This window comes from Glycomyces sp. YM15 (assembly GCF_016918015.1).
Lineage (GTDB): Bacteria > Actinomycetota > Actinomycetes > Mycobacteriales > Micromonosporaceae > Glycomyces.
The window spans coordinates 24,782-46,976 of record NZ_JAERMK010000026.1 but is presented as its reverse complement, the minus strand read 5'-3'; the positions used below and the strand labels follow the sequence as shown (position 1 = coordinate 46,976).

At 69.2% G+C, this 22,195-nt stretch carries 20 protein-coding genes and 1 tRNA gene; 17 read left to right on the top strand and 4 right to left on the bottom strand.

Annotation, left to right across the window (positions count from 1 at the left end):
* Positions 1 to 94 precede the first annotated feature (94 nt).
* Both JHY01_RS22800 and JHY01_RS22795 read right to left on the bottom strand, forming a co-directional pair.
* Entirely contained in the window at positions 95 to 928 is an 834-nt protein-coding gene (locus JHY01_RS22800) for a hypothetical protein (protein WP_205328003.1), read from the bottom strand.
* 47 nt (positions 929 to 975) lie between these two features.
* Positions 976 to 1,767 (bottom strand): enoyl-CoA hydratase/isomerase family protein, encoded by a 792-nt coding sequence (locus JHY01_RS22795; protein ID WP_205328002.1) that lies wholly within the window; start codon positions 1,765 to 1,767, stop codon positions 976 to 978.
* A 12-nt stretch (positions 1,768 to 1,779) separates the two neighbouring features.
* Here JHY01_RS22795 and hemW point away from each other — a divergent pair, with 12 nt between their 5' ends.
* The 13 genes from hemW (at position 1,780) to JHY01_RS22730 (ending at position 13,793) form a co-directional block, all read left to right on the top strand.
* The gene (gene hemW, locus JHY01_RS22790) at positions 1,780 to 3,003 is read left to right on the top strand and encodes a radical SAM family heme chaperone HemW (protein WP_374199578.1); all 1,224 of its coding nucleotides are present in this window, start codon (positions 1,780 to 1,782) and stop codon (positions 3,001 to 3,003) included.
* 150 nt (positions 3,004 to 3,153) lie between these two features.
* Positions 3,154 to 4,278 (top strand): CapA family protein, encoded by a 1,125-nt coding sequence (locus tag JHY01_RS22785; RefSeq protein WP_205328001.1) that lies wholly within the window; start codon positions 3,154 to 3,156, stop codon positions 4,276 to 4,278.
* A gap of 118 nt (positions 4,279 to 4,396) precedes the next feature.
* The gene (gene hrcA, locus JHY01_RS22780; protein ID WP_205328000.1) at positions 4,397 to 5,413 is read left to right on the top strand and encodes a heat-inducible transcriptional repressor HrcA; all 1,017 of its coding nucleotides are present in this window, start codon (positions 4,397 to 4,399) and stop codon (positions 5,411 to 5,413) included.
* Between the two features lie 15 nt (positions 5,414 to 5,428).
* Positions 5,429 to 6,562, top strand: a complete 1,134-nt coding sequence (gene dnaJ / locus JHY01_RS22775; RefSeq protein ID WP_205327999.1) for a molecular chaperone DnaJ — start codon at positions 5,429 to 5,431, stop codon at positions 6,560 to 6,562.
* Between the two features lie 153 nt (positions 6,563 to 6,715).
* Entirely contained in the window at positions 6,716 to 7,192 is a 477-nt protein-coding gene (locus JHY01_RS22770; protein ID WP_205327998.1) for a hypothetical protein, read from the top strand.
* 20 nt (positions 7,193 to 7,212) lie between these two features.
* The gene (locus tag JHY01_RS22765; protein ID WP_205327997.1) at positions 7,213 to 7,938 is read left to right on the top strand and encodes a 16S rRNA (uracil(1498)-N(3))-methyltransferase; all 726 of its coding nucleotides are present in this window, start codon (positions 7,213 to 7,215) and stop codon (positions 7,936 to 7,938) included.
* Between the two features lie 14 nt (positions 7,939 to 7,952).
* The gene (locus JHY01_RS22760) at positions 7,953 to 8,306 is read left to right on the top strand and encodes a histidine triad nucleotide-binding protein (RefSeq protein ID WP_205327996.1); all 354 of its coding nucleotides are present in this window, start codon (positions 7,953 to 7,955) and stop codon (positions 8,304 to 8,306) included.
* A 142-nt stretch (positions 8,307 to 8,448) separates the two neighbouring features.
* On the top strand, positions 8,449 to 10,560 hold the full coding sequence (locus tag JHY01_RS22755; RefSeq protein WP_205327995.1) for a PhoH family protein: 2,112 nt from the start codon (positions 8,449 to 8,451) through the stop codon (positions 10,558 to 10,560).
* Positions 10,538 to 11,011, top strand: coding sequence for an rRNA maturation RNase YbeY (gene ybeY, locus JHY01_RS22750; RefSeq protein ID WP_205327994.1), 474 nt, complete (start codon positions 10,538 to 10,540; stop codon positions 11,009 to 11,011). The genes JHY01_RS22755 and ybeY overlap by 23 nt, the downstream gene beginning before the upstream one ends.
* A gap of 6 nt (positions 11,012 to 11,017) precedes the next feature.
* Positions 11,018 to 12,322, top strand: coding sequence for a hemolysin family protein (locus tag JHY01_RS22745; RefSeq protein ID WP_205327993.1), 1,305 nt, complete (start codon positions 11,018 to 11,020; stop codon positions 12,320 to 12,322).
* Positions 12,315 to 12,653: a cytidine deaminase gene (locus tag JHY01_RS22740; protein ID WP_205327992.1), complete on the top strand. Its 339-nt coding sequence runs from the start codon at positions 12,315 to 12,317 to the stop codon at positions 12,651 to 12,653. Before JHY01_RS22745 ends, JHY01_RS22740 begins: the two co-directional genes overlap by 8 nt.
* Positions 12,646 to 13,569, top strand: a complete 924-nt coding sequence (gene era, locus JHY01_RS22735; RefSeq protein WP_205327991.1) for a GTPase Era — start codon at positions 12,646 to 12,648, stop codon at positions 13,567 to 13,569. Before JHY01_RS22740 ends, era begins: the two co-directional genes overlap by 8 nt.
* Before the next feature lie 150 nt (positions 13,570 to 13,719).
* Positions 13,720 to 13,793 (top strand) — tRNA-Met (locus JHY01_RS22730).
* Positions 13,794 to 14,542: 749 nt separating this feature from the next.
* On the opposite strand, the gene JHY01_RS22725 is transcribed toward JHY01_RS22730, so the two are convergent.
* Together JHY01_RS22725 and JHY01_RS22720 are read right to left on the bottom strand one after the other, a co-directional pair.
* A complete protein-coding gene (locus JHY01_RS22725) occupies positions 14,543 to 15,865 on the bottom strand; it encodes a PHB depolymerase family esterase (protein WP_205327990.1) in 1,323 nt (440 codons plus the stop codon).
* Between the two features lie 404 nt (positions 15,866 to 16,269).
* A complete protein-coding gene (locus JHY01_RS22720) occupies positions 16,270 to 17,253 on the bottom strand; it encodes a LacI family DNA-binding transcriptional regulator (protein ID WP_205328024.1) in 984 nt (327 codons plus the stop codon).
* Between the two features lie 300 nt (positions 17,254 to 17,553).
* On the opposite strand from JHY01_RS22720, the gene iolC reads away from it, so the two are divergent.
* From iolC to iolD, 4 genes are read left to right on the top strand one after another with little or no spacing between them, the layout of a single operon-like run.
* Positions 17,554 to 18,519, top strand: coding sequence for a 5-dehydro-2-deoxygluconokinase (gene iolC, locus JHY01_RS22715; RefSeq protein ID WP_205328023.1), 966 nt, complete (start codon positions 17,554 to 17,556; stop codon positions 18,517 to 18,519).
* A complete protein-coding gene (locus JHY01_RS22710; RefSeq protein ID WP_205327989.1) occupies positions 18,509 to 19,381 on the top strand; it encodes an aldolase in 873 nt (290 codons plus the stop codon). Before iolC ends, JHY01_RS22710 begins: the two co-directional genes overlap by 11 nt.
* The gene (gene iolB, locus JHY01_RS22705) at positions 19,378 to 20,310 is read left to right on the top strand and encodes a 5-deoxy-glucuronate isomerase (RefSeq protein ID WP_205327988.1); all 933 of its coding nucleotides are present in this window, start codon (positions 19,378 to 19,380) and stop codon (positions 20,308 to 20,310) included. Before JHY01_RS22710 ends, iolB begins: the two co-directional genes overlap by 4 nt.
* Positions 20,300 to 22,183, top strand: coding sequence for a 3D-(3,5/4)-trihydroxycyclohexane-1,2-dione acylhydrolase (decyclizing) (iolD, locus tag JHY01_RS22700; RefSeq protein WP_205327987.1), 1,884 nt, complete (start codon positions 20,300 to 20,302; stop codon positions 22,181 to 22,183). Before iolB ends, iolD begins: the two co-directional genes overlap by 11 nt.
* Positions 22,184 to 22,195 lie beyond the last annotated feature (12 nt).

Sequence of the window (22,195 nt, the reverse complement as noted above, 5' to 3'; positions counted from 1 at the left end):
ACCCGTACAGCCCAACAAGCGAGCGTGGATGCGCCGGAACCCCTGCAGGTCGCGCCGATGAACCGGCGCCGAACACTGGTGCGCCCGAAGGCGACTATTCGGGCGCGGCGAAGGTGATGATCACGGCCGTGGAGTCGGCGACCTCGACGACCTGTGCCTCGCCGTCGACCTCGGCGTCCGGTTCCGCCCAGGTCGCTTCCCCCGGCGTCCAGACCTGCCCGTTGAACGAGACGGACGCGATCCGGTGGTCGTACGCGCGCGCGACCGCCCACGCCGCCCGGTTCCAGCCCTCGGCCGCGCCGCCGGTCTCGATCACGATCCGCGAATCATCCACATCGGATACTTCGCTGCCCCACTGGTACTCGTACGCCTCGGCGAGGAGCGCCGGGTCGGCCGCCGGATCCACGGCGTTCCCCGAGACGCAGACCAGCCCGGCCTCCTCGCCCCCGGCGAACGCGTCGGCGATCACCTCGGCGTCGCTCTCCCACTGCTCGTACAGCTCCGGGTAGGCGCTGATCTGGACGGCCTGGGCCGCTTCGGCGAGCCGCATGTCCCGCCAGCCGTCAGTGCGCTGGAGCTTCTCGTAGAACTTGAACGAGGCGTACACCGGGTCCATGAGCTCCTCCTCGGAACCCCAGCCCATGCTCGGCCGCTGCTGGAACAGGCCCAGCGAGTCGTCGTGCCCGTAGTTCACGTTGATGAGCTCGGACTCCTGCATGGCCGTGGTGATCGCCACGGCCACGGCGTGCTCGTCCATGCCGTCCCGCATGCCCACCGCCGCGATCGTCGCGGCGTTCGACGCCTGCTCGGCCGTCAGGTGCACCTCGGCCCCGCTGCCCAAGTAGCAGCCGGTCTTGCTGGGGCGCAAAGCGTCCCGGGCGTCGTCGGTGCAGGCCGCAAGGCTCGCGAGGAGGAACAAGGAGGTCAAAGCCGGGACTGCGCGCAACGGTGACTCCGATCAGGTCGGTCGGCGGATCAGCCTACCCAAGAAGGAGGACGCTTCTCAACGAACGAACGGGTGCCTTCTCGGCCCTCTTCGGAGAAGAAATACTCAGCCGTCACGGCAGCCGCCCGCCGCAACTCGCCGCGCAGATCCGGCGTGGCCGTGAGCACCTTGATCCCCGCCTGCGCCGACGGCCCGCCCAGCCGCAGCCGCCCGACCAGGTCGAGGACGGTCGCATCGAGATGCTCCTCATCGACCGCCGCCGAGACCAGACCCCACATCGCGGCCTCCTCGGCGTCGAAGACGTCCCCCTCGTCGACGACGAGCCCACCGCCGACGAGGAACAGCTCCCGCATCCGCGCCTGCGTGATCCGGCGCGCCACCACCGGCCCGATCACCGCCGGGACCACCCCGAGCCGGACCTCGCTGAACGCCATCTCGGCGTCGAAGCGCGCCACCGAGACGTCGGCGGCCGCGATCAGCCCGAGCCCGCCGCCGCGCGCGGCCCCGCGCACCACCGCCACGACCGGCTTCGGCGCCTCCGCGATGTCCGCCAGCGCCTCGGCCAAATGCGCGGCCGGGAGCCCCGCGAGGCCGTGGGCCGCCACGGACTCCTTGAGGTCGGCGCCGGCGCAGAACACCGGCCCGGCGTGGTCGAGCACGATCACCCGCACGTCGCGGTCGGCGACGGCCCGGGCGAGCGCACTGCGCAGCTCGGCGATGAGGTGTATCGAGAGGGCGTTGCGCCGTTCGGGCGCGTTGAGGGTAATGGTCGCCACTGCCTCTTGGGCGCGGTAGGCGATCGGTGCGTCATTGCGTTCCACGCCAGTACCGTAGTGGTCGTGTCCACCGTCTCGCCAGTAGCCGACCCGAATTCGCCCGCCGATTCGATCGCGGCGGCCGCCGCCGACCCCGCGGTCGGCGAAGCCGGGTTCGGCTTCTACGTGCACGTACCGTTCTGCGTCTCCCGCTGTGGCTACTGCGACTTCAACACCTACACCGCCGCTGAACTGGGGGCCGGTGTCTCGCGCGACACGTACGCCTCGATCGTTCGCGCCGAGATCCGCGACGCCGCCGCACGGATGTCAGCGCACGGCCGCGCACCCGAGGTGGACACCGTGTTCTTCGGCGGCGGCACGCCGACGCTGCTCTCCGCCGCCGACCTCGCCGCGATCCTCGCGGAGATCGACGACTCCTTCGGGCTCGCCGAGGGCTACGAGGCCACCACCGAGGCGAACCCCGAATCGGTCGACGCCGACTACCTCGCCGAGCTCTACGACGGCGGCTTCACCCGCCTCTCCGTCGGGATGCAGTCCACCGCCTCGCACGTGCTCAAGATCCTCGACCGCGAGCACTCGCCCCAGAAGGCCCTCAACGCCGTCGAGTACGCCCACAAGGCCGGTTTCGAACATGTCAGCCTCGACCTGATCTACGGCACGCCCGGGGAGACCGCCGCCGATTTCGAGGCCAGCCTGCGGGCGGCCGTGGACGCCGGTGTCGACCACGTCTCGGCGTACGCGCTCATCGTCGAGGACGGGACCGCGCTGGCCCGCCGCATCCGCTCCGGGCAGGTGCCGCAGCCCTCCGACGATGTGGCCGCGGACCGCTACCTCGCCGCCGAAGCGGTGCTCGCCGAGGCCGGATTCCACTGGTACGAGGTCTCGAACTGGGCCAGAAGCGAAGCAGCGCGATGCCGTCACAACCTCCTGTACTGGGAGGGCGGGCACTGGTGGGGTGCCGGGCCGGGCGCGCACTCGCACCTGCCGGGCGTGCGCTGGTGGAACCACAAGCACCCTTCGACGTACGGCGCGGCGCTCGCGGAGGGCCTGCCCGCGGCCGGGCATGAACTGCTCACCGAGGACGACCGGTACCTCGAGCGGATCCTGCTGCGCACCCGCCTCGCGAGCGGGCTCCCGCTGTCGCTGCTTCGCCCCCAAGGCAGGGAAGCGGCCGAACGCGCCGCCGCCGACGGGCTCGCCCGCATGGTGGACGACCGGCTGGAGCTCACGCTCCGCGGTCGCCTCCTCGCCGACGCCGTCGTGAGAGACCTCACCTCTTGAAGGCGTTCGAGCCGGTCAACGTTAGATTCGTGAAGGCGAACCCCATTCGCCTACCGCGCGGACCGCGCGCCTCCCCCTAGAGGCGGCGGCACCCCCCAGGTGACGTCCGCGCACGGACCCCCAAATGAACCCACCCGGAGCCCGCCACCCATGCGCACCACAACGCCCACACTCGCCCGCCGAGGCCTGCTCGTCGCCTCCGTCGCCGGCCTCGCGGCCGTCGCCGCCTGCAGCGAGGAAGAGCCGCCCCCGGTCGAGGACGACGGCGGCCAGGCCGCCGAGGAAGCCCCCACGTCGGCCGCCCCCTCACCCGAGCCGCGCGAGATCACCATCACGCACGTGGGCGACACCATGCCCGGCTCGTACCCGAACCAGATGGCCTCCGACGAAGGCGCGAGCTTCTTCGAAGGCGTCAAGTCCGCCCTCACCGGCGACGTCGTCATCGCCAACCTCGAAGGGGCCCTCGCCACCTACGAGTTCGACAAGTGCGGCGGCGGCTCGTGCACCTACTTCCGCCTCCCCGGCGAATACGCCCAGGTCTTCGCCGACGCGGGCTTCCACGTCCTCAACCAGGCCAACAACCACGGCTGGGACGCCGGACCCGACGGCGCCGCCGACACCCAGGAGGCCATCCGCGAGGCCGGCATGGAAGTCTGCGGCATCAAGGACGAGGTCTGCCTCGTGGAGACCGAGAACGGCCTCACCGTCGGCCTCGTCGGCTTCGCGCCGTACACCTTCTACACCGACAACCGCGACCTCGACGCCGTCGCCGCTCTCGTCGCCTCCGCCAAGGAGCAGGCCGACATCGTCATCGCCACCGCCCACCTCGGGGCCGAAGGCACCGACCACCGCCACGTACCCGAAGGCGAAGAGCACTACCTCGGCGAGAACCGCGGCGACACCCGCGGCTTCGCCCACGCCTGCATCGACAACGGCGCCGACCTCGTCGTCGGCCACGGCCCCCACGTCCTGCGCGGCATGGAGGTCTACAACGGCAAGCTCATCTGCTACTCGCTCGGGAACTTCGGCGGCGGCCAGAACCTCTTCTCCACCGACGGCCCCCTCGGCCGCTCCGCGGTGCTCTCCATCACTCTCCGCGAGGACGGCACCATCGTCTCCGGCCAGATGACCGCCACCCGCATGGACGGCGACGGCTACCCCCGGTTCGACGAGGACAACGGCGCATTCGACGACCTCAACGAGCTCGCCGAGGACTTCGGCGACGACGCGGCCACCGTCGCCGATGACGGCGCGCTCGTTCTCCCCTCTGCCTGACCGCCCACGTAGACTGGCACTCCCGGACCGGGAGTGCCAGACTTGAGTCCGGCCGACTGAACCCGAGTTCGGTCCGGAACACACCGAACGGTTGCACGACAGAGGGGACGTGGCTGCGATGGACGATCGCAAACTCGAAGTGCTGCGCGCCATCGTCGAGGACTACGTGGCCACCCAGGAACCCGTCGGCTCCAAAGCCGTCTCCCAGCGCCACTCCCTCGGCGTCTCCGCCGCCACCGTGCGCAACGACATGGCCTACCTCGAAGAAGCCGGATACATCCAGCAGCCCCACACCTCCGCCGGGCGCATTCCCACCGCCAAGGGCTACCGCCTCTTCGTCGACCGCCTCGGCAAGATCAAACCGCTCTCGGCCGCCGAACGACGCGCCGTGCATCGCTTCCTCTCCGAAGCCATCGACCTCGACGACGTCGTCACCAGAACCGTGCGCCTCCTCGCGCAGCTGACCCACCAGGTCGCCGTCGTCCAGTACCCCAGCCTCAACCGCTCCTCCGTGCGCCACCTCGAACTCGTCTCGCTCACCCCCACCCGGCTCATGGTCGTCATGATCACCGACACCGGCCGCGTCGAGCAGCGCTACGTCGAGATGCCCGCCGAACTCAGCGAGGACGACGTCCTCGAACTGCGACGCCTCGTCAACGAGCAACTGCAGGGCAAACCGCTCGCCGACGCCCCGCGCATCATCGCCGACCTCGCGGGCCTCGCCCGCCCCGAACTGCACGCCACCGCCTCGGCACTGGCGCGCGTGCTCCTGGAGACCGTGGTGGCGCGCACCGAGGAACGCGTCGCCGTCGCCGGCGCCGCGAACCTGACGCGCCCCGGGAACTTCTTCGCCGGGTCCCTGCGGCCCATCCTCGAAGCCCTCGAGGAGGAGGTCGTGCTCATGCAGCTGCTGGGCCGCGCCGACTCCAACGCGCTCCTGACGGTGCGCATCGGCGACGAGAACAACCTCGACGACTTCCGCGAGACCACCGTGGTCACCGCCGGATACGGACCGGGTTCGGTGGTCGGCCACATGGGCGTCCTCGGACCTACCCGCATGGACTACCCGGGCACGATCGCGGCCGTCCGCGCCGTCGCCCGGTACGTGTCCGAGATTTTGGAACAGAACCGCTGACAGGACAGAGCGCACGTGGCTAAGGACTACTACGGCATTCTCGGCGTCGACCGGAACGCCACCGACGACGAACTCAAGAAGGCGTACCGGAAGCTGGCGCGCAAGTACCACCCCGACGTAAGCGAGGAACCCGACGCGCAAGAGCGCCTCCAGGAGATCAACGCCGCCTTCGAGGTCCTCATGGACCCGCAGAAGCGCGCGATCGTCGACGCCGGGGGCGACCCGTTCTCCCGCACCGGAGGCGGCGGCGCCGGAGCCCCGTTCATGGGCTTCGAGGACATCATGGACGCCTTCTTCGGCGGCTCCATGGGCGGCTTCGGCCGCCGCGGTCCCCGCTCGCGCACCCGCCCCGGCAACGACGCGCTCCTGCGCCTCGACCTCGACCTCGAAGAAGTCGCGTTCGGCACCGAGTCGACCCTCACCGTCGACACCGCGATCCTCTGCGACTCCTGCGACGGCACCTGCACCGAAGGCGACGCCGAACCGCAGACCTGCACGACCTGCAACGGCACAGGCGAGGTCCAAGTCGTACAACGTACGATCCTCGGCCAGGTCCGCACCGCACGCCCCTGCTCGGCCTGCTCCGGCTACGGCACGATCATCACCGACCCGTGCCGCAAATGCGGCGGCGAAGGCCGCGTGCGCTCCCGGCGCCGCATCACCGTCAAGGTGCCCGCCGGCGTCGAGGACGGCATGCGCATCCGCCTCTCCGGCGAAGGCGAGGTCGGCCCAGGCGGCGGCCCCGCCGGCGACCTCTACGTCGAGGTCCACGAGAAACCCCACGAGGTCTTCACCCGCGAAGGCTCCGACCTGCGCTGCCGCGTCCGCGTCCCCATGACCCAGGCCGCCCTCGGCACCAAGCTCAACATCCACACCCTCGACGACCAGGTCGAAGTCGAAGTCGCCCCCGGCACCCAGCCCGGCACCATCAAGAAGGTCCGCGGCCACGGCGTCCCCCGCCTCCGCGGCGGCGGCATCCGCGGCGACCTCTTCGTCGAACTCGACGTCCGCACCCCCACCAAGATCGACGCCGAACAGGAAGAACTCCTGAAGAAGCTCGCCAGCCTCCGCGACGAGGAGATCAAAGAGGTCAAAGGCGGCAGCGGGTTTTTTAGCCGTATGCGCGACGCATTCAACGGACACGCGTAGCGGGCAGTTGCACAAGCGGCGCAGCACGGAGACGCGCAGCGGGAACCGTTGAACCCGAAGCGCGGCGACGGACACGCGTAGCGCCCGACGAGCCCCGCCTCCCTCCCCTTCACCACGCGGCAGGGAGGCGGGGCTCAGCTACACTCCGGGCCCGTGATCAACCTCCAGAGCGCCCTTCCGCTCCTCGCGGTCGTACTCGTCGCGGGCCTCATCGTCCTCGTCATCGCCCTGCGGCGCCGCGGCCGCCGCACCCCGCGAGGACCCCGCCTCGACGCCCCCGCGCCGACAGGCGGCCCGCAGATCGGCGACCGCTGGATGGCCGACGTGCCCTTCGAGGATGAACCTCGGCGCTCCAAACAGCGCCCCTGCCTCATCATCGGCTACTCCGGCCGCGGCTACTGGGCCCTCAAATGCACCACCCAGGCCCCCCGAGAAGCCGAATGGCGCGTCTTCGTGCCCGCCGCCCGCTGGGAGCCGGACGCCGACCGCGACGGATACGTCGACCTCGTCCCGTACCACCTCCCCAGGGCCCGCTTCGCGCACGCATTCGGCCGCATCGCCGACCGCGGCCTCTACCGCGACATCACCGGCCGCCTCCGATGGGAACGCGCCGTCGACTTCACCCGCTGACCCCGGACTAAGCTGTCCCGGTGAGCGCACCGGTCTTCCTCGTCGACGCCGTCCCGGCCTCAGGCGACTTCGTACTCGACGGCCCCGAAGGGCACCACGCCGCCGATGTGCAGCGGCTCCAACCCGGCGAGACCCTGCTGCTCACCGACGGCTCCGGCACCGTCGCCACCGCCCGCGTGACCCACACCGAACGCGGCTCCCTGCGCCTCGACATCCTCGAACAGCACACCGTCCCCGCCCCCGACCCGAAACTCACCGTCGTCCAGGCCCTTCCCAAAGGCGACCGCGGCGAACGGGCCGTGCAGATGCTCACCGAGATCGGCGTCGACGAAGTCATCCCCTGGGCCGCCTCACGATCCATCGTCCAATGGAAGGGCCCCCGCGGCGACAAGGCCCGCGCCAAATGGACCGCCACCGCCCGCGAGGCCTCCAAGCAAGCCCGCCGCCCCCGCCTCGCCCACGTCGCCGAACTCCACACCACCAGGCAACTCGTCGCCCGCCTCCGCAACGCGAGCCAGGTCCTCGTCCTCCACGAAGAGGCCGACTTGCCGCTCTCGCAAGTCGCGCTCCCCGCGGCCGGAGAAATCGCCGTCGTCATCGGCCCCGAAGGCTCCATCAGCCCTGACGAACTCAACGCCCTCAAGGAGTTCGGCGAACCGATCCGTCTCGGCGACACCGTCCTGCGCACCTCCACCGCAGGCCCCGCCGCCTTGGCGGTGCTTCAGGCCCGCCTCGGCCGCTGGTGACTAGGATTCCCAGAATGATCGACAGCGACTGCATCTTCTGCAAGATCGTGGCCGGGGACATCCCGTCCACGAAAGTCCTCGAGACCGACCGCGTGTTCGCCTTCCGCGACCTCTACCCGAAGGCCCCCACGCACGTCCTCGTCGTGCCGAAGGACCACTACGCGAACGTCGCCGAACTCACCGCCGCCGACCCGGCGCTCGCCGGAGAGGTCCTGCGCGCGACCGCCGAGGTCGCCGCTGCCGAGGGGGTCGCCGAGTCCGGCTGGCGCCTCTTCTCCAACACCGGCGCAGACGGCGGCCAGGACGTCTTCCACGTCCATTTCCACGTCGCGGGCGGCAAACCGCTCGGACGGATGCTTTCGAACTGAAATCACACCCCGTCCGCGATTACGCGTTGTCTCATGTCGCAGCCGGGAACTACCATTGAGGCATGTCGAACAGCGGCCGGACGGCCGCTGGCACTCTCACTTTGGGAAGCAGGTGGCGAACAGCCCTCAGCGGGCGAAGCCTATGACCGACCGCTCTGACAACGGCCAGCACACATCGACGATCACCGTCGGCGACCAGAGCTCGCTCATGGCACTGCTGGGCCGCGCCGACGAGAACCTCCGCTACATCGAACGCCGCAACCCCGGCGTCGACCTCCACGTGCGCGGAGACACCATCACCCTCACCGGACTCAACGGGGCGCTGGAAGCCACCGAACGACTCGTGAAGGAGCTGCTCGCCTTGGTCGAGAACGGTGAGAGCGTCGACCCGGACATGATCCGGCGCACCGAGAACATGCTCAAGTCCGCTCCCGGCGAGCGACCCGTCGATGTCCTGACGCAGAACATCGTCTCCAAGCGCGGCAAGGCGATCCGCCCCAAGACGCTCGGCCAGAAGCACTATGTGGAGGCGATCGACAACAACACGATCGTCTTCGGCATCGGCCCCGCCGGCACCGGCAAGACCTACCTCGCCATGGCCAAGGCCGTGCAGGCGCTGCAGGCCAAGGAGATCAACCGGATCATCCTCACCCGCCCCGCCGTCGAGGCCGGGGAGAAGCTCGGCTTCCTGCCGGGCACGCTCTTCGAGAAGATCGACCCCTACCTGCGCCCCCTCTACGACGCGCTCCACGACATGATCGACCCGGGCTCCATCCCGAAGCTCATGGAAGCCGGCACGATCGAAGTCGCGCCCCTCGCATTCATGAGGGGCCGTGCGATGCCCCTCTTTACGAACGTCCTGACCCCGGACGGCTGGCGACCGATCGGTGATCTGGAGGTCGGCGATCTCGTCGTCGGCTCGAACGGTGAACCGACTCCGGTGCTTGGTGTCTTCCCTCAAGGGAAGAAGGAGATCTTCCGAGTCATGACCCAGGACGGCGCGTTCACGCTGGCCACAGCTGAACACCTCTGGGCGGTCAAGACAGCCTCGGACAAACGGCGAGGCAAGCCCTACCGAATCCTCGAAACCCAGGAGATGATCGACGATCTCAGGGTCTTCCACCAGCGCAAGTATGAGCTGCCGCTCATCAGCAAGCCGGCGGAGTTCCCCGCGCGCGAGATTCCGATGGACCCCTATGCGCTCGGTCTGCTGCTCGGCGACGGCTGCCTCACGGGCGCGACGACGCCGTCGTTCAGCACCGCCGACCCGGAGCTCGCGGTCGCACTTGAGAATGCGCTCTCGGGCATCGAGGTGCGCCACAAGACTGGACCTGACTACGTGCTCAACCGTGTCGCCGAGCTCGGTGATGTCATCACCATCGTGAACCCAGTGACGGCGGTGCTGCGTGAACTCGAGTTGATCGGCACGAAGTCGCACAACAAGTTCATCCCGGAGGACTACCGCTTCAACACCGCTGAAGTCCGCCTGGCCCTGTTGCAGGGCCTGCTGGACTCCGACGGCGGACCGGTGACCCAGAAGGACCGAACCTGTCGGATCCAGTACACGACCACCTCGATCATCCTGCATGACCACGTGATCGAGCTCGTGCAGTCGCTCGGAGGCATCGCCTACAGTCGCCGCAGGCCAGCTGCAGGACGGAAGCCGGGCCGGGCCAAGGGCCGTGACGTCCTCTATCGCCAGGACGCGCACGTCATCGACATCCGCCTCCCCGAAGGGATCGAGCCGTTCCGGCTCGAGCGCAAGGCGGCGAAGTACCGCGAGTTCGGTGGCGGCGGCCGCCCTATGCGCTTCATCGACTCGATCGAGTACGCGGGCGAAGAGGAAGCGGTATGCATCCAGGTCGCCGCCGAGGACTCGCTCTACGTCACCGAGGACTACCTGGTCACGCACAACACGTTGAATGATTCATTTATCATTCTCGATGAGGCGCAGAACACCACGCCCGAGCAGATGAAGATGTTCCTGACGCGGCTCGGCTTCGGGTCGAAGATCGTCGTCACCGGCGACATCACCCAGGTCGACCTGCCGAACAACGCCACCTCCGGGCTGCGCGTCGTCCGCGACATCCTCGAAGGCGTCGAGGACGTGCACTTCGCCACCCTCCGGGCCGAAGATGTCGTCAGGCACCAGCTGGTCAGCGATATCGTGAACGCCTACGAGAAGTGGGACGCCCGCATGGGCGACCCCAAGAAGGGGCAACGAGGAAACCGTGGGCATCGAGATCATCAATGAGTCCGGCCGGGAAGTCGACGAGTCGGGCATCCGTGCCGTCTCCGACTTCGCCCTGCACGAGATGGGCGTGAACCCGCTCGCGGAACTCTCGATCCTGGTAGTCGACATCGAGCACATGACCGAGCTCAACAAGCGCTGGATGGGCGGCACGGGCCCCACCGACGTGCTCTCGTTCCCGATGGACGACGCCATGCCCGGCCGCCCCGACTCCTCCGAGCCGGGCACGCCGATCCTCGGCGACCTCGTGCTCTCGCCCGAGGTGGCCGAAGCCCAGGCCAAGGACGCCGGGCACTCCACGGCCGATGAGATGCACATGCTCACCGTCCACGGCGTGCTCCACATCCTCGGCTACGACCACGCCGAACCCGAGCAGGCCAAGGAGATGTTCGGCCTGCAGAACCGGCTGCTCGACGCCTGGCGGGCGAAACGCGACGCCGCAGCGGAGAGTTAGGCGAGCATGATCCCGTATTCGCTCCTGGCCGCGGCGGTCGCACTGACCGTCGTAGCCGGGGCCGCGGCCATGATCGACTCGGCCCTCACCGCCGTCTCGCCCGCCCGCGCCGCCGAACTCGCCGAACAGCGCCAGCGCGGCGCCGAATCCCTCGTGAAGATCATCGAGGACCTGCCGCGGCACCTGAACCTGCTCATCCTGCTGCGCCTGGCCTGCGAGGCCGCCGCGATAGCGATAGTCGCCGTCGTGGCCTTCGACTCCTGGCACGATTCGTGGCTGGCCGTGGGCATCTCCGCGGCGATCATGACCGTCGTGTCGTTCGTCGCCATCGGCGTCGGGCCGCGCACGCTCGGCCGCCAGCACGCCTACCCGATCGCGCTCGCCGTCGCGGGTCCCGTCGCTCTGCTCGGTACCGCGCTCGGCCCGTTCGCGAAGCTGCTCATCCTCGTCGGCAACGCGGTCACGCCCGGCAAGGGCTTCCGTGAGGGGCCGTTCGCGACCTCTGAGATCGAGATCCGCGAGATGGTGGACGCCGCCGAGGCCCAGGGCACCGTGGACCACGAGGAGCGCGACATGATCGCCTCCGTGTTCGCCTTGGGCGACACCGTGGCCCGTGAGGTGATGGTGCCGCGCACCGCGATGGTGTGGGTGCCGGCCGACATGCTGGCCGACGAGGCCGAGCAGGTCGCGCTCCGTTCGGGCTTCTCGCGCATTCCGGTCGTGGGGGAGGACCTGGACGACGTGCGCGGCGTGGTCTACCTCAAGGACCTCGTCCGCCTCGACGATCGCGTGAACCCGCACGTCAGCGAGGTCATGCGCGCGGTCTCGTTCGTGCCCGACTCGAAGCCGGTCGACGACCTGCTGCGGGAGATGCAGACCGCGCGCATCCACATCGCGACGGTCGTCGACGAGTACGGCGGCACCGCCGGGCTCATCACCATCGAGGACATCCTCGAGGAGATCGTCGGCGAGATCACCGACGAGTACGACAACGAGCTCCCGCCGGTGGCGTGGCTCGACGACCGCACCGCCCGTGTCACCGCCCGGCTCTCCGTGCAGGACTTGGAGGAGCTGTTCGGTGTCGACCTTCCCGAACTCGACGTCGACACCGTCGCCGGGCTGCTCGCCGCCGAGCTCGGGAAGGTCCCGCTCGCGGGTGACCGGGCGCGGCTGGGCGGGCTCGAACTGACCGCCGAGGGTACCGTTGGCCGCCGCAACCGCATCGAGACGGTCCGCGTCGCGCGCCTGCCCGAGGCCGGCGACGCCCCTGTGGCCGCCGAGAACGATGAGAGGCACAAGATCAATGTCTGACCTGCACGTCGACGCCCTCGACGCCGAGGACGCGAAGCTCGCCACGTTGGCCCGGGGGGCCGCTGGACGAGTCCAGCAGACCACCGGTGCGGCCGTGCGCGACGGTATCGGCCGCACTTACGCCTCGGCGGCCGTCGACCTTCCCTCACTGCGACTCACGGCTCTCCAGGCGGCCGTGGCTCAGGCCTTCGCGGCCGGAGCCGACAAGCTTGAGGCCGCGGTGCTGTTCGGTGCCGCGTCCGACGAGGACGGCATTCAGGCCGCCCGGGAGATCAGTGCCGACCTCACCGTGTGGTCGGTCATTCGCAAAGAGGTGACCCGTCTTGCCTAGCAATGGTCGAAGCTCCGCTTCAAATGAGGCGTTTCGTGCAGGCTTCGCCTGCTTCGTCGGCCGCCCGAACGCGGGCAAGTCCACGTTGACGAACGCGATCATGGGCCAGAAGATCGCCATCACCTCGAAGCGCCCGCAGACCACTCGGCACGTGGTCCGTGCGATTCTGCACCGCCCGGACTCCCAGCTCATCCTGGTCGACACGCCCGGTCTGCACCGTCCGCGGACGTTGCTGGGCGAGCGGTTGAACGATCTCGTCCGCCAGACCTGGTCCGAAGTGGACGTCATCGGCCTGTGTCTGCCGGCCAACGAGAAGCCCGGTCCGGGCGACAAGTTCATCGCCGGTGAGATCGCCAATCTCAGCGCCAAGGTCGTCGCGGTCGTCACCAAGATCGACCTCGTCTCCAAGGACGCGCTCGTGCGGCATTTGACGAACGTGGCCGCGCTGGCGGACTTCGCGGACATCGTGCCGGTCTCGGCGAAGACGGGTGAGAACCTTGACGAGCTCGTCGGCGTCCTTTCGGACAAGCTGCCCGAATCGCCGCAGCTCTACCCGGACGGGATGATCACCGAGGAGCCCGAGCGGGTCATGATGGCCGAGCTCATCCGCGAGGCGGCCCTTGAGGGCGTGCGGGACGAGCTGCCGCACTCCTTGGCCGTGGTCATCGAGGACGTCGAGGACGAGGATTCGGACGGCGGGCCGCGCAAGAAGATCTGGGCCGAGATCTATGTCGAGCGTGACAGCCAGAAGGGCATCATCATCGGCAAGGGCGGCGAGCGCCTCAAGCGTGTCGGCACCAAAGCCCGCAAGGGCATCGCCCAGCTCATCGACAGCCGCGTCTATCTCGACCTTCACGTCCGCGTCGCCAAGGACTGGCAGCGCGATCCGAAGATGCTCGAACGTCTCGGTTTCTGACCTGACGGCACGGTCCGGCCTCGCATTGCGGGAGGCCGGGCCGTTCGCTTTTCCCATTCCTGTGAAACGCCAGGTGAATGCGCGGTGACTGCGCTCACGGACCCCGCTGTGGCAGAGGCTGAATGGGGTCATGTATTCTTTAACTACCGACGCGGGATAGAGCAGCTCGGTAGCTCGCCAGGCTCATAACCTGGAGGTCGGTGGTTCAAATCCGCCTCCCGCTACTGGATGAAAACCCGGTTTCCTCGAAAGAGGGAACCGGGTTTTTTTCATGCCCGTTGTTGGTCGCCCGGCTGAACCATGTTCCTCCAGGATCGCTTGGAAGACCAATCTGCGAGTCCGGTAAATCCGTGGCACGTCTGGGACGACTTCGAGCCGTTTGAGTCGGCGGTCCCGTCGGTCTCGGTCCGGTCGGCAGGGTTGACGTCTTCGCCGGCTCCCATCGAGGAACCGCAGGTTTGTAGCAACCGCTATCCGTGAAGCTAGTCACAGTTACATCCTATGAATGTGACAGGTGGACGTGGAAATTCGGCGCTACTGGGGTTATGGCCTGAAATACTCATTGGAGACCGCCGACTTGATCTGACGTTTCCTCAGGTCAACCCTTGTGCTCGACCGGACCTGCCGCTAGCTTGGTTCATCGACTCCTCCGTACCCGAGGTCCCTGAGAATCCAACATGGAGCCACCCCCGTGACCGCCCCGCGGCAACCCGAAGCACGTTACGGTGCCGAGGCAGGGCGGCGCAGCCCGAATCGGGAACGGGCGCACTGCGAAAGTCCAGCAGAAGGCACCGTTCGACAGCAGAGCGAATCGCCGTCGGTGAGCACCAGGGCCGCATGGCGGCACCGGACTTGCGGGGATCCAAGCCGCACTCCGCTCTCGAACTCGGCCCGCACCGGCGTTGGCTCGAACACGAACTGAACGCCCGACGCTCCAGCGGGCGGCCGCGACCCGGTCGCGGCCGCCCGGGCCCTATCGGAGACTCCAGCGTTGATTGCCGCCACCGTTGCAGGCCCAGAGGACGATCGGGGTGCCGTTGGCGGTCGCACCGCCGCTGGCGTCCAAGCAGAGTCCGTTATGGACGTTCGTGACGGTGCCGTTCGCGTTGACGTTCCATCGCTGGTTCGCGCCGCCCGAGCAGTCCCAGACCACGACCTTGGTGCCGTTGGCCGTACCCCAACCGATCGCGTCGAGGCACTTTCCTCCCACCTTCAACTCACCCGCCGAAGTGCGGGTCAGCTGCTGGTTGACACCGCCGTAGCAGTCCCACAGCTGCGCTTGGGTGCCGTTCGCCGCCGGCGAGCCGGTGACGTCCACGCAGCGGTTCGAGGCGGCGCCCACGATCGCCGTGGTGCCCGCCGGTTGCGCGGCCAGACCGAAGAAGCGCAGCGTCTCGACCTCACGAATCGGCGGGTAGTGGTTGACGCCGGCCAGGCTGTTCGCCTCGACCAGAGCCTGACCTCCGGTGCCGCCGTAGCGGGTGCGGGTCCAGTTCGGCTCCGGGGTGTCGGTGTAGTCGGCGACCTGGTCGGTGCCGTTGACGTTCGTCCACTGGTCGATCTCCTCCTGGAAGTTCGGGTAGCGGAGCGCGTCGTCCTCGGTACCGTGCCAGAGCTGCATGCGCGGCCACGGACCGCTGTAGCCGGGGTTGGCGCCCCGGACCGCGTCACCCCACTGCTGCGGGGTGCGGTCGATCCTGCCTTCGGAGCACTCGGAGTTCCACTGCGAGCCGTTGTCGGTCGCGAAGCACGTGAACGGCACGCCGGCGTACGCCGACCCGGCCTTGAAGAGCTCCGGGTACACCCCGAGCATGACGTTGGTCATCATGGCGCCCGAGGAGAAGCCCGTGGCGAAGACCCGCTCGCGGTCGGCCCCGTGGTTGGCGATCACATAGTCCACCATGGACTTGATGCTGACCGAGTCGCCGCCCGTGCCGCTGAGCGAGGCCGGGGAGGAGACGTCGAAGCACCTGTACTCCCGGGTCACGTTCGGGAGGATCAGGATGTAGCCGTACTGCTCCGCCAGCTCGTCGTACTGCCAGCCGTTGAAGACGTCGGTCGCCGATCCGTTGCACCAGTGGATGCCGACCACGATTGCCGGGTTCGGGGCGACGTTGTCGGGCACGTACAGATGCATGCCGAGGTTGCCGGGGTTGTCGCCGAAGTCGCCGATCTGCGTCAGCTGCGCGGCGTGCGCGGGCTTCGGGGACATGAAGACCGTCAGCGCGGAGGCCAGCACGAGCGCGATCGCGAAGACCGCTGCCGCGCTGCCGCGCCATCGGAGGGCTGTTGCCATTGAGGTATTCCTTGTCTCGAGGTCGCTGCGGCGCTGAGCGCGACGGCCGCGCTCATGATCAGACATCGGATGAATGTGCGGCGCCGGATTCGCATCGTCGCCTTCCATGATTCGTCAGTACGGCGCACTCGCGGCAAAGCAGCAGCGTTTGTTGGATCATCCGCCCAAAAAGATGATGCATGTCGACATGCAAATTTGTCAATAGATTGGATGAATTCGTGACATGAGGGTTGAAGGCGCCTGCCCGGTCTTCGCCTGGCGATTCGCCTCCGTCACGAAAGAACCGGGCGGGGCGGTGTACTCGGCGCTGACCGCACTCGCGCGCCCGGCCCCGCAACCGATCCCCTACGCGGCGACACTGGACGAGGTGGAATCGCAGCGATCGGGGAGTGGGCCGGCCGAGGCTAGCGGGTTCGGGGCGGGGCTGTGGTCGCGCGGATGACGAGTTTGGCGTCGCAGACGGTCTCCCGGGCGGGGAGGGCGCCGTTCTCCAGGCGTTCCACGGCGTTGCGCACGGCGTTCTCGGCGATGCCCGTGGCGTCCTGGCGGACGGTGGTGAGGTTGATGTGGGACAGGTGCGAGAGGTGGGAGTCGTCGTAGCCGACGACCGAGACCTCGCCGGGGACGGCGACGCCGCCGCCGCGCAGCGCGTGCATGAGGCCGATCGCGCAGCGGTCGTTGGCGGCGAGGACCGCGGTCGGCAGCGAGTCTTCGCTGAGGAGGAGTTCCCCGGCGGCGATGCCGGCGTCCTCGTCCTGGGCGCCGGGGATCACCCGGATCTCGTCGGCGAGGCGGTGGCGGCGCATGGCCGCGCGGTAGGCGGTGCGGCGGTCGGCCGAGCCGGGGCCCTTGCCGCCGTCGATGTGCGCGATGCGGCGATGGCCGAGCTCCACGAGGTGGTCGACGGCCTGCCGGATGCCCTTGGCCTCGGCGGTGTGGACGCTGTCGACCTTCGCGGTGGTCGCCTTCCGGCCGACGACGACCGTGGGGACGGCGCCGCCGAGCTTCTCGGTGTCGTGCGATTCGGGGTCGGAGACGAGCAGCACGAGCGCTTCGCAGCGGTGGCCGAGGAGCGCTTCCGTGGCCGCGTGCTCGTCGCGTCCGGGGGCCACGGCGGAGAGCAGCACGTCGTAGCCGAGCTGTTCGGCGGCCGGGTAGATGGCCTTGACGAGTTCGGCGTGGAAGGGCTGTTCGAGATTCATCAGGACCCCGATGGTGCGGCTGCGGCCGCGGGCGAGCATCTGCGCGGCGCTGTCGGGCCGGTAGCCGAGCTCGTCGGCGGCTTTGAGGACCCGCTCGCGGGTGGCCGCGCCCGCGCCGGGGCGGTCGCGCAGGACGAGGGAGACGAGCGTGCGGGAGACGCCGGCCCTCGCGGCGACGTCGGCCATGGTCGCCCGCTGGTGGTTTCGGCCTGCGTTCGGCTGCGGCTCAAGCGTTTCGTCCAACGCCCCTCCCTCTGCTGGTCTGGTTCGGCAATCGAGCGGTAATCCGAGTTTATTTCCGTCCGGCCCGGCGGCTTGACGCGCGGGCCTGGAAGTGAGTATATTCCAAATCACTGTCGCGCGACAGTAACGCGCGACAGTTAAGCGCTTCAGAACTGGCGGAGCCGGACGGCTCGCGAGTCTCGCCGAGAGAGAGGTGTGCCCGTGGCCGCAGCAGCGGACGGCGGAACCTACGACGTCGTCACGATGGGCCGGGTAGGCGTCGACATCTACCCGCAGCAGATCGGCGTCGGCCTCGAGGACGTCGAGACCTTCGCCAAGTTCCTGGGCGGCAGCCCCACGAACGTCGCCGTGGCGGCCGCACGGTACGGGCGCAGCGCCGCCGTGATCACCAAGACCGGCGCCGACCCCTTCGGGACGTTCGTGCGCAAGGCGCTCCGCGGATACGGCGTCGACGATGCGCTCGTCGGGACCTCCGAGCACCTGCCCACGCCCGTCACGTTCTGCGAGATCTTTCCCCCCGACGACTTCCCGCTCTACTTCTACCGCTTCCCGACCGCCCCTGACCTCGACATCCGCCCCGAGGAACTGGATCTCGAGGCCATCCGCAGCGCTGCCGTCTTCTGGGTGACGGTCACCGGGCTCTGCCAGGAGCCCTCGCGTTCGGCCACGCTCGCCGCGCTCGAAGAGCGGAGCCGATTCACGGCTCGCGAGCATCGCCAAGAGGGCGGACGCGGCATCACCGTGCTCGACCTCGACTACCGGCCGATGTTCTGGGACTCGCCCCAGGCCGCCCGCGACTGGGTGAAACTGGCCTTGCCGCACGTCACCGTAGCGGTCGGCAACCGCGAGGAATGCGAGGTCGCCGTCGGCGCCCACGACCGTCCCGCCGACGCCGCCCGGGCGCTCCGCGCGGCGGGCGTCGCTCTGGCCGTCGTCAAGCAGGGCCCGAAAGGCGTGCTCGCCCTTGACGACAGCGGCCAGGTCGAAGTGCCGCCCGCTCCCGTGAACGTGGTCAACGGCCTCGGCGCGGGCGACGCCTTCGGCGGCGCGCTCGTCCACGGCCTGCTCGCCGGGTGGGAGACGGAGCGTGTCATGCGCTTCGCCAACGCGGCGGGCGCGCTCGTCGCCGGCGAGCTCGCCTGCTCCGACGCCATGCCGACCGAATCCGAAGTGGAGCGCAAATTGCAGGAGGCACCCGATGCGGCGTGACGAACTCGCCGGACTGACCCGGACCCGGCTGACCGACCCGGCCGCGATCCGCAAGGCCGCCGACGCCCGCCCGCGCGCGTCGAGCCCGGTCGGGCCGTCCGGGAAGTGCTTCATCATCGCCGCCGACCATCCCGCCCGCGGCGCCCTCGCCACCGGCGGCGATCCGATGGCCATGGCCGACCGCGCCGACCTCCTCGACCGGCTGCGGACCGCGCTGGCGAACCCCGGATGCAACGGCGTGCTGGGCACCGCCGACATCCTCGAAGACCTGCTGCTCCTCGGGGCCCTCGACGGCAAGGTCGTGTTCGGCTCGATGAACCGCGGCGGCCTCGCCGGGGCCGCGTTCGAGATCGACGACCGATTCACCGGGATGAACGCCGATGCCATCGCCCGCATGGGCTTCGACGGCGGCAAGACGCTCACCCGCATCGATTTCCACGACGACCGGACCGCGCCCACCCTCGAGGCGACGGCGCACGCGATCGACGCACTCGCCGAGCGGGGCCTGATCGCGATGATCGAGCCCTTCATCTCCCGCCGCGAAGGAGGGAAGGTCGTGAACGACTTGACGACGGAAGGGGTCGTCAAGTCGGTCGCGATCGCCTCGGGCCTGGGTTCCAGCTCGGCCTACACCTGGCTCAAAGTGCCGACCGCCCCCGACATGGAGCGCGTCGCGGCCGCCTCGACCCTGCCGATGGTCATCCTCGGCGGCGAGGTCGACGACCTCGAAGCACAGCGCGCGCGCTGGGGCGCGTCCCTCGCACTGCCCAATGTGGTCGGCCTTACGGTCGGCCGTTCCCTCCTCTACCCCGCCGACGGCGACGTCGCCGGGGCCGTCGACGCGGTGGTGAGCCTCCTGTGAGCACCTATTACCTTCCTTCACGATCCACTGCGGACGGACCGTACGACACGGTCGTCACCCCCGAATCCGCCGGCTGGGGCTACTCCGGCCTCAAAGTGCTCAAGCTGAGCCCTTCCGGCACAGCGACCTTCACCACCGGCGACGCCGAAACGCTCGTGCTGCCCCTCTCCGGCGGCTGCACCGTCACCTGCGACGGCGAGACCTTCGAGCTCCAGGGCCGCCGGAACGTCTTCAGCCGCGTCACCGACTTCGCTTACGTCCCAAGGGATGCCCAAGTCACCGTGACCAGCGTGGGTGGCGGCCGGTTCGCCCTCCCCTCCGCCCGGTGCGAACGGCGGCTCCCCGCCCGCTACGGCCCGGCCGAGCAGGTCCCGGTCGAGCTGCGCGGCGCCGGCCAGGCCTCGCGCCAGGTCAACAACTTCTGCACGCCCGAGACCTTCGAGGCCGACAAGCTCATCGCATGCGAGGTCATCACCCCCGGCGGCAACTGGTCCTCCTTCCCGCCGCACAAGCACGACGAGGCGGGCGAGCACGAAGCCGAGCTCGAGGAGATCTACTACTTCGAGGTCGCCGACGGACCAGACGGCCCCGGCTTCACAGGACGAACTGACGGCTCGCAAGCTTCGCCAAGGGGCTTCGCCTGGCAGCGCGTCTACGGCACCCCCGAGCGCCCGATCGAGGTCAGCGAAGAGGTCCGCAGCGGCGACGTGGTCGTGATCCCGCACGGCTGGCACGGCCCGAGCGCGGCCGCTCCCGGCTACGACCTCTACTACCTCAACGTGATGGCCGGCCCCGGCGAGGACCGCGCCTGGCTCATCAGCGACGACCCCGCACACGCCTGGGTCCGGTCGACCTGGGCACCTGAGGATCTCGATCCTCGTCTGCCGCTGTCCTCTGCCGTGGAGAAGGAGGGCCGCGATGCCCGCTGAGACCGTACGACTCACGACCTCCCAAGCGCTGGTCCGCTTCCTCGCCGCCCAGCATTCCGAGCGGGACGGCATCGAGCAGCGCCTGATCCCGGGCGTGTGGGGGATCTTCGGGCACGGGAACGTGGCCGGGCTCGGCCAGGCGCTGCTCCAGGCCGCCCGGACCGGCGAGGCCGACCTGCCGTACTACCTGGCGCGCAACGAGCAGGCCATGGTCCACGCCTCGGCCGCGTTCGCGAAGATGAAGAACCGGCTGCAGACCTTCGCGTGCACGGCCTCGACCGGCCCGGGTTCGACCAACATGATCACCGGCGCGGCGCTGGCGACCACGAACCGGCTTCCCGTGCTGCTCCTGCCTTCCGACATGTTCGCCTCCCGGGTCCCCGACCCGGTGCTGCAGCAGCTCGAGGACACCCGGGCCGGGGACGTGACCGTGAACGACGCGTTCCGGCCGGTCTCCAAGTACTTCGACCGGGTGAGCCGGCCTGAGCAGCTGATCCCGGCCGCTCTGGCCGCGATGCGGGTGCTCACCGACCCGGTCGAGACCGGCGCCGTGACCTTGTGCCTGCCGCAGGACGTGCAGGCCGAGGCCTTCGACTGGCCGCTCGAGTTCTTCCGCAAGCGCGTGTGGCGCATCGGCCGCATCATGCCCGAGCCGTCTGCCGTCGAGCGGGTGGCGGCGCTGCTGCGCTCCGCCGAGCGGCCGCTGATCGTCGCCGGAGGCGGCGTGGTCTACAGCGAGGCCGAGGCCGAACTGCGGGCCTTCGCCGAGGCCACCGGCATCCCGGTCGCCGACACGCACGCCGGGAAGGGCGCGGTCCCGTGGGATCACCCCGCGGCCGTGGGCGGACTCGGCTCCACCGGGACCTCGGCCGCGAATACCCTTGCAGCGCAATCGGATGTGGTGCTCGGCATCGGGACTCGCTACTCGGACTTCACGACCGCCTCGCACACCGTGTTCGGCGACCCGGACGTCACCTTCGCGAACCTTAACGTCGCCCGCCTGGACGCCGCGAAGCACGCCGCCGAGATGCTCCTGGCCGACGCGAAGACCGGCCTGACCGCGCTCACCGAGGCGCTGCGGGACTGGAGCGTCGGCGACGAGTACCGGGCCGAGGCGCTGCGCCTCGCCGATCAGTGGCGCGCGACGGCCGACCGGTGCTTCAATGTAGACCACGGCCCGCTGCCCGCGCAGACCGAGATCCTCGGGGCCCTGAACGAGGCGCTCGACGACTCGGACGTGGTGATCAACGCGGCCGGCTCGATGCCCGGCGACCTCCAGATGCTCTGGCGCGCACGCGATCCGAAGGCCTACAACGTCGAATACGCGTACTCGTGCATGGGCTACGAGATCGCCGCCGGGGTCGGCACGAAGATGGCCGCGCCCGACCGCGAAGTGGTCGTGCTCGTGGGCGACGGCTCCTACCTGATGCTCTCCTCCGAGATCGCCACGATGATCTCCGAAGGCCTGAAGGTCATCATCGTCATCGTCCAGAACCACGGGTTCGCCTCGATCGGCGCGCTCTCCGAATCACTCGGCTCCCAGCGCTTCGGCACGAAGTACCGCTACCGCGACGGCGAGTCCGGCCTCCTCGACGGCGACGTGCTCCCGGTCGACCTGGCCGCGAACGCCGCCAGCTTCGGCGCCGAGGTCATCACCGCCGACAACGTCGCGGACTTCCGCAAGGCCATCGCCAGGGCCAAGGCCGGCACCCGGACCACCGTCGTCCACGTCGAGACCGATCTGACCGGCCCGAACCCGCCCGGCTCCGCGTGGTGGGACGTGCCCGTGAGCGAAGTGTCCGAACTCGACTCCACCCGCGCGGCCCGCGCCGAATACGCCCACCACAAGCGCGAGCAGCGCCACTACCTCTAGGGGGATCATCGA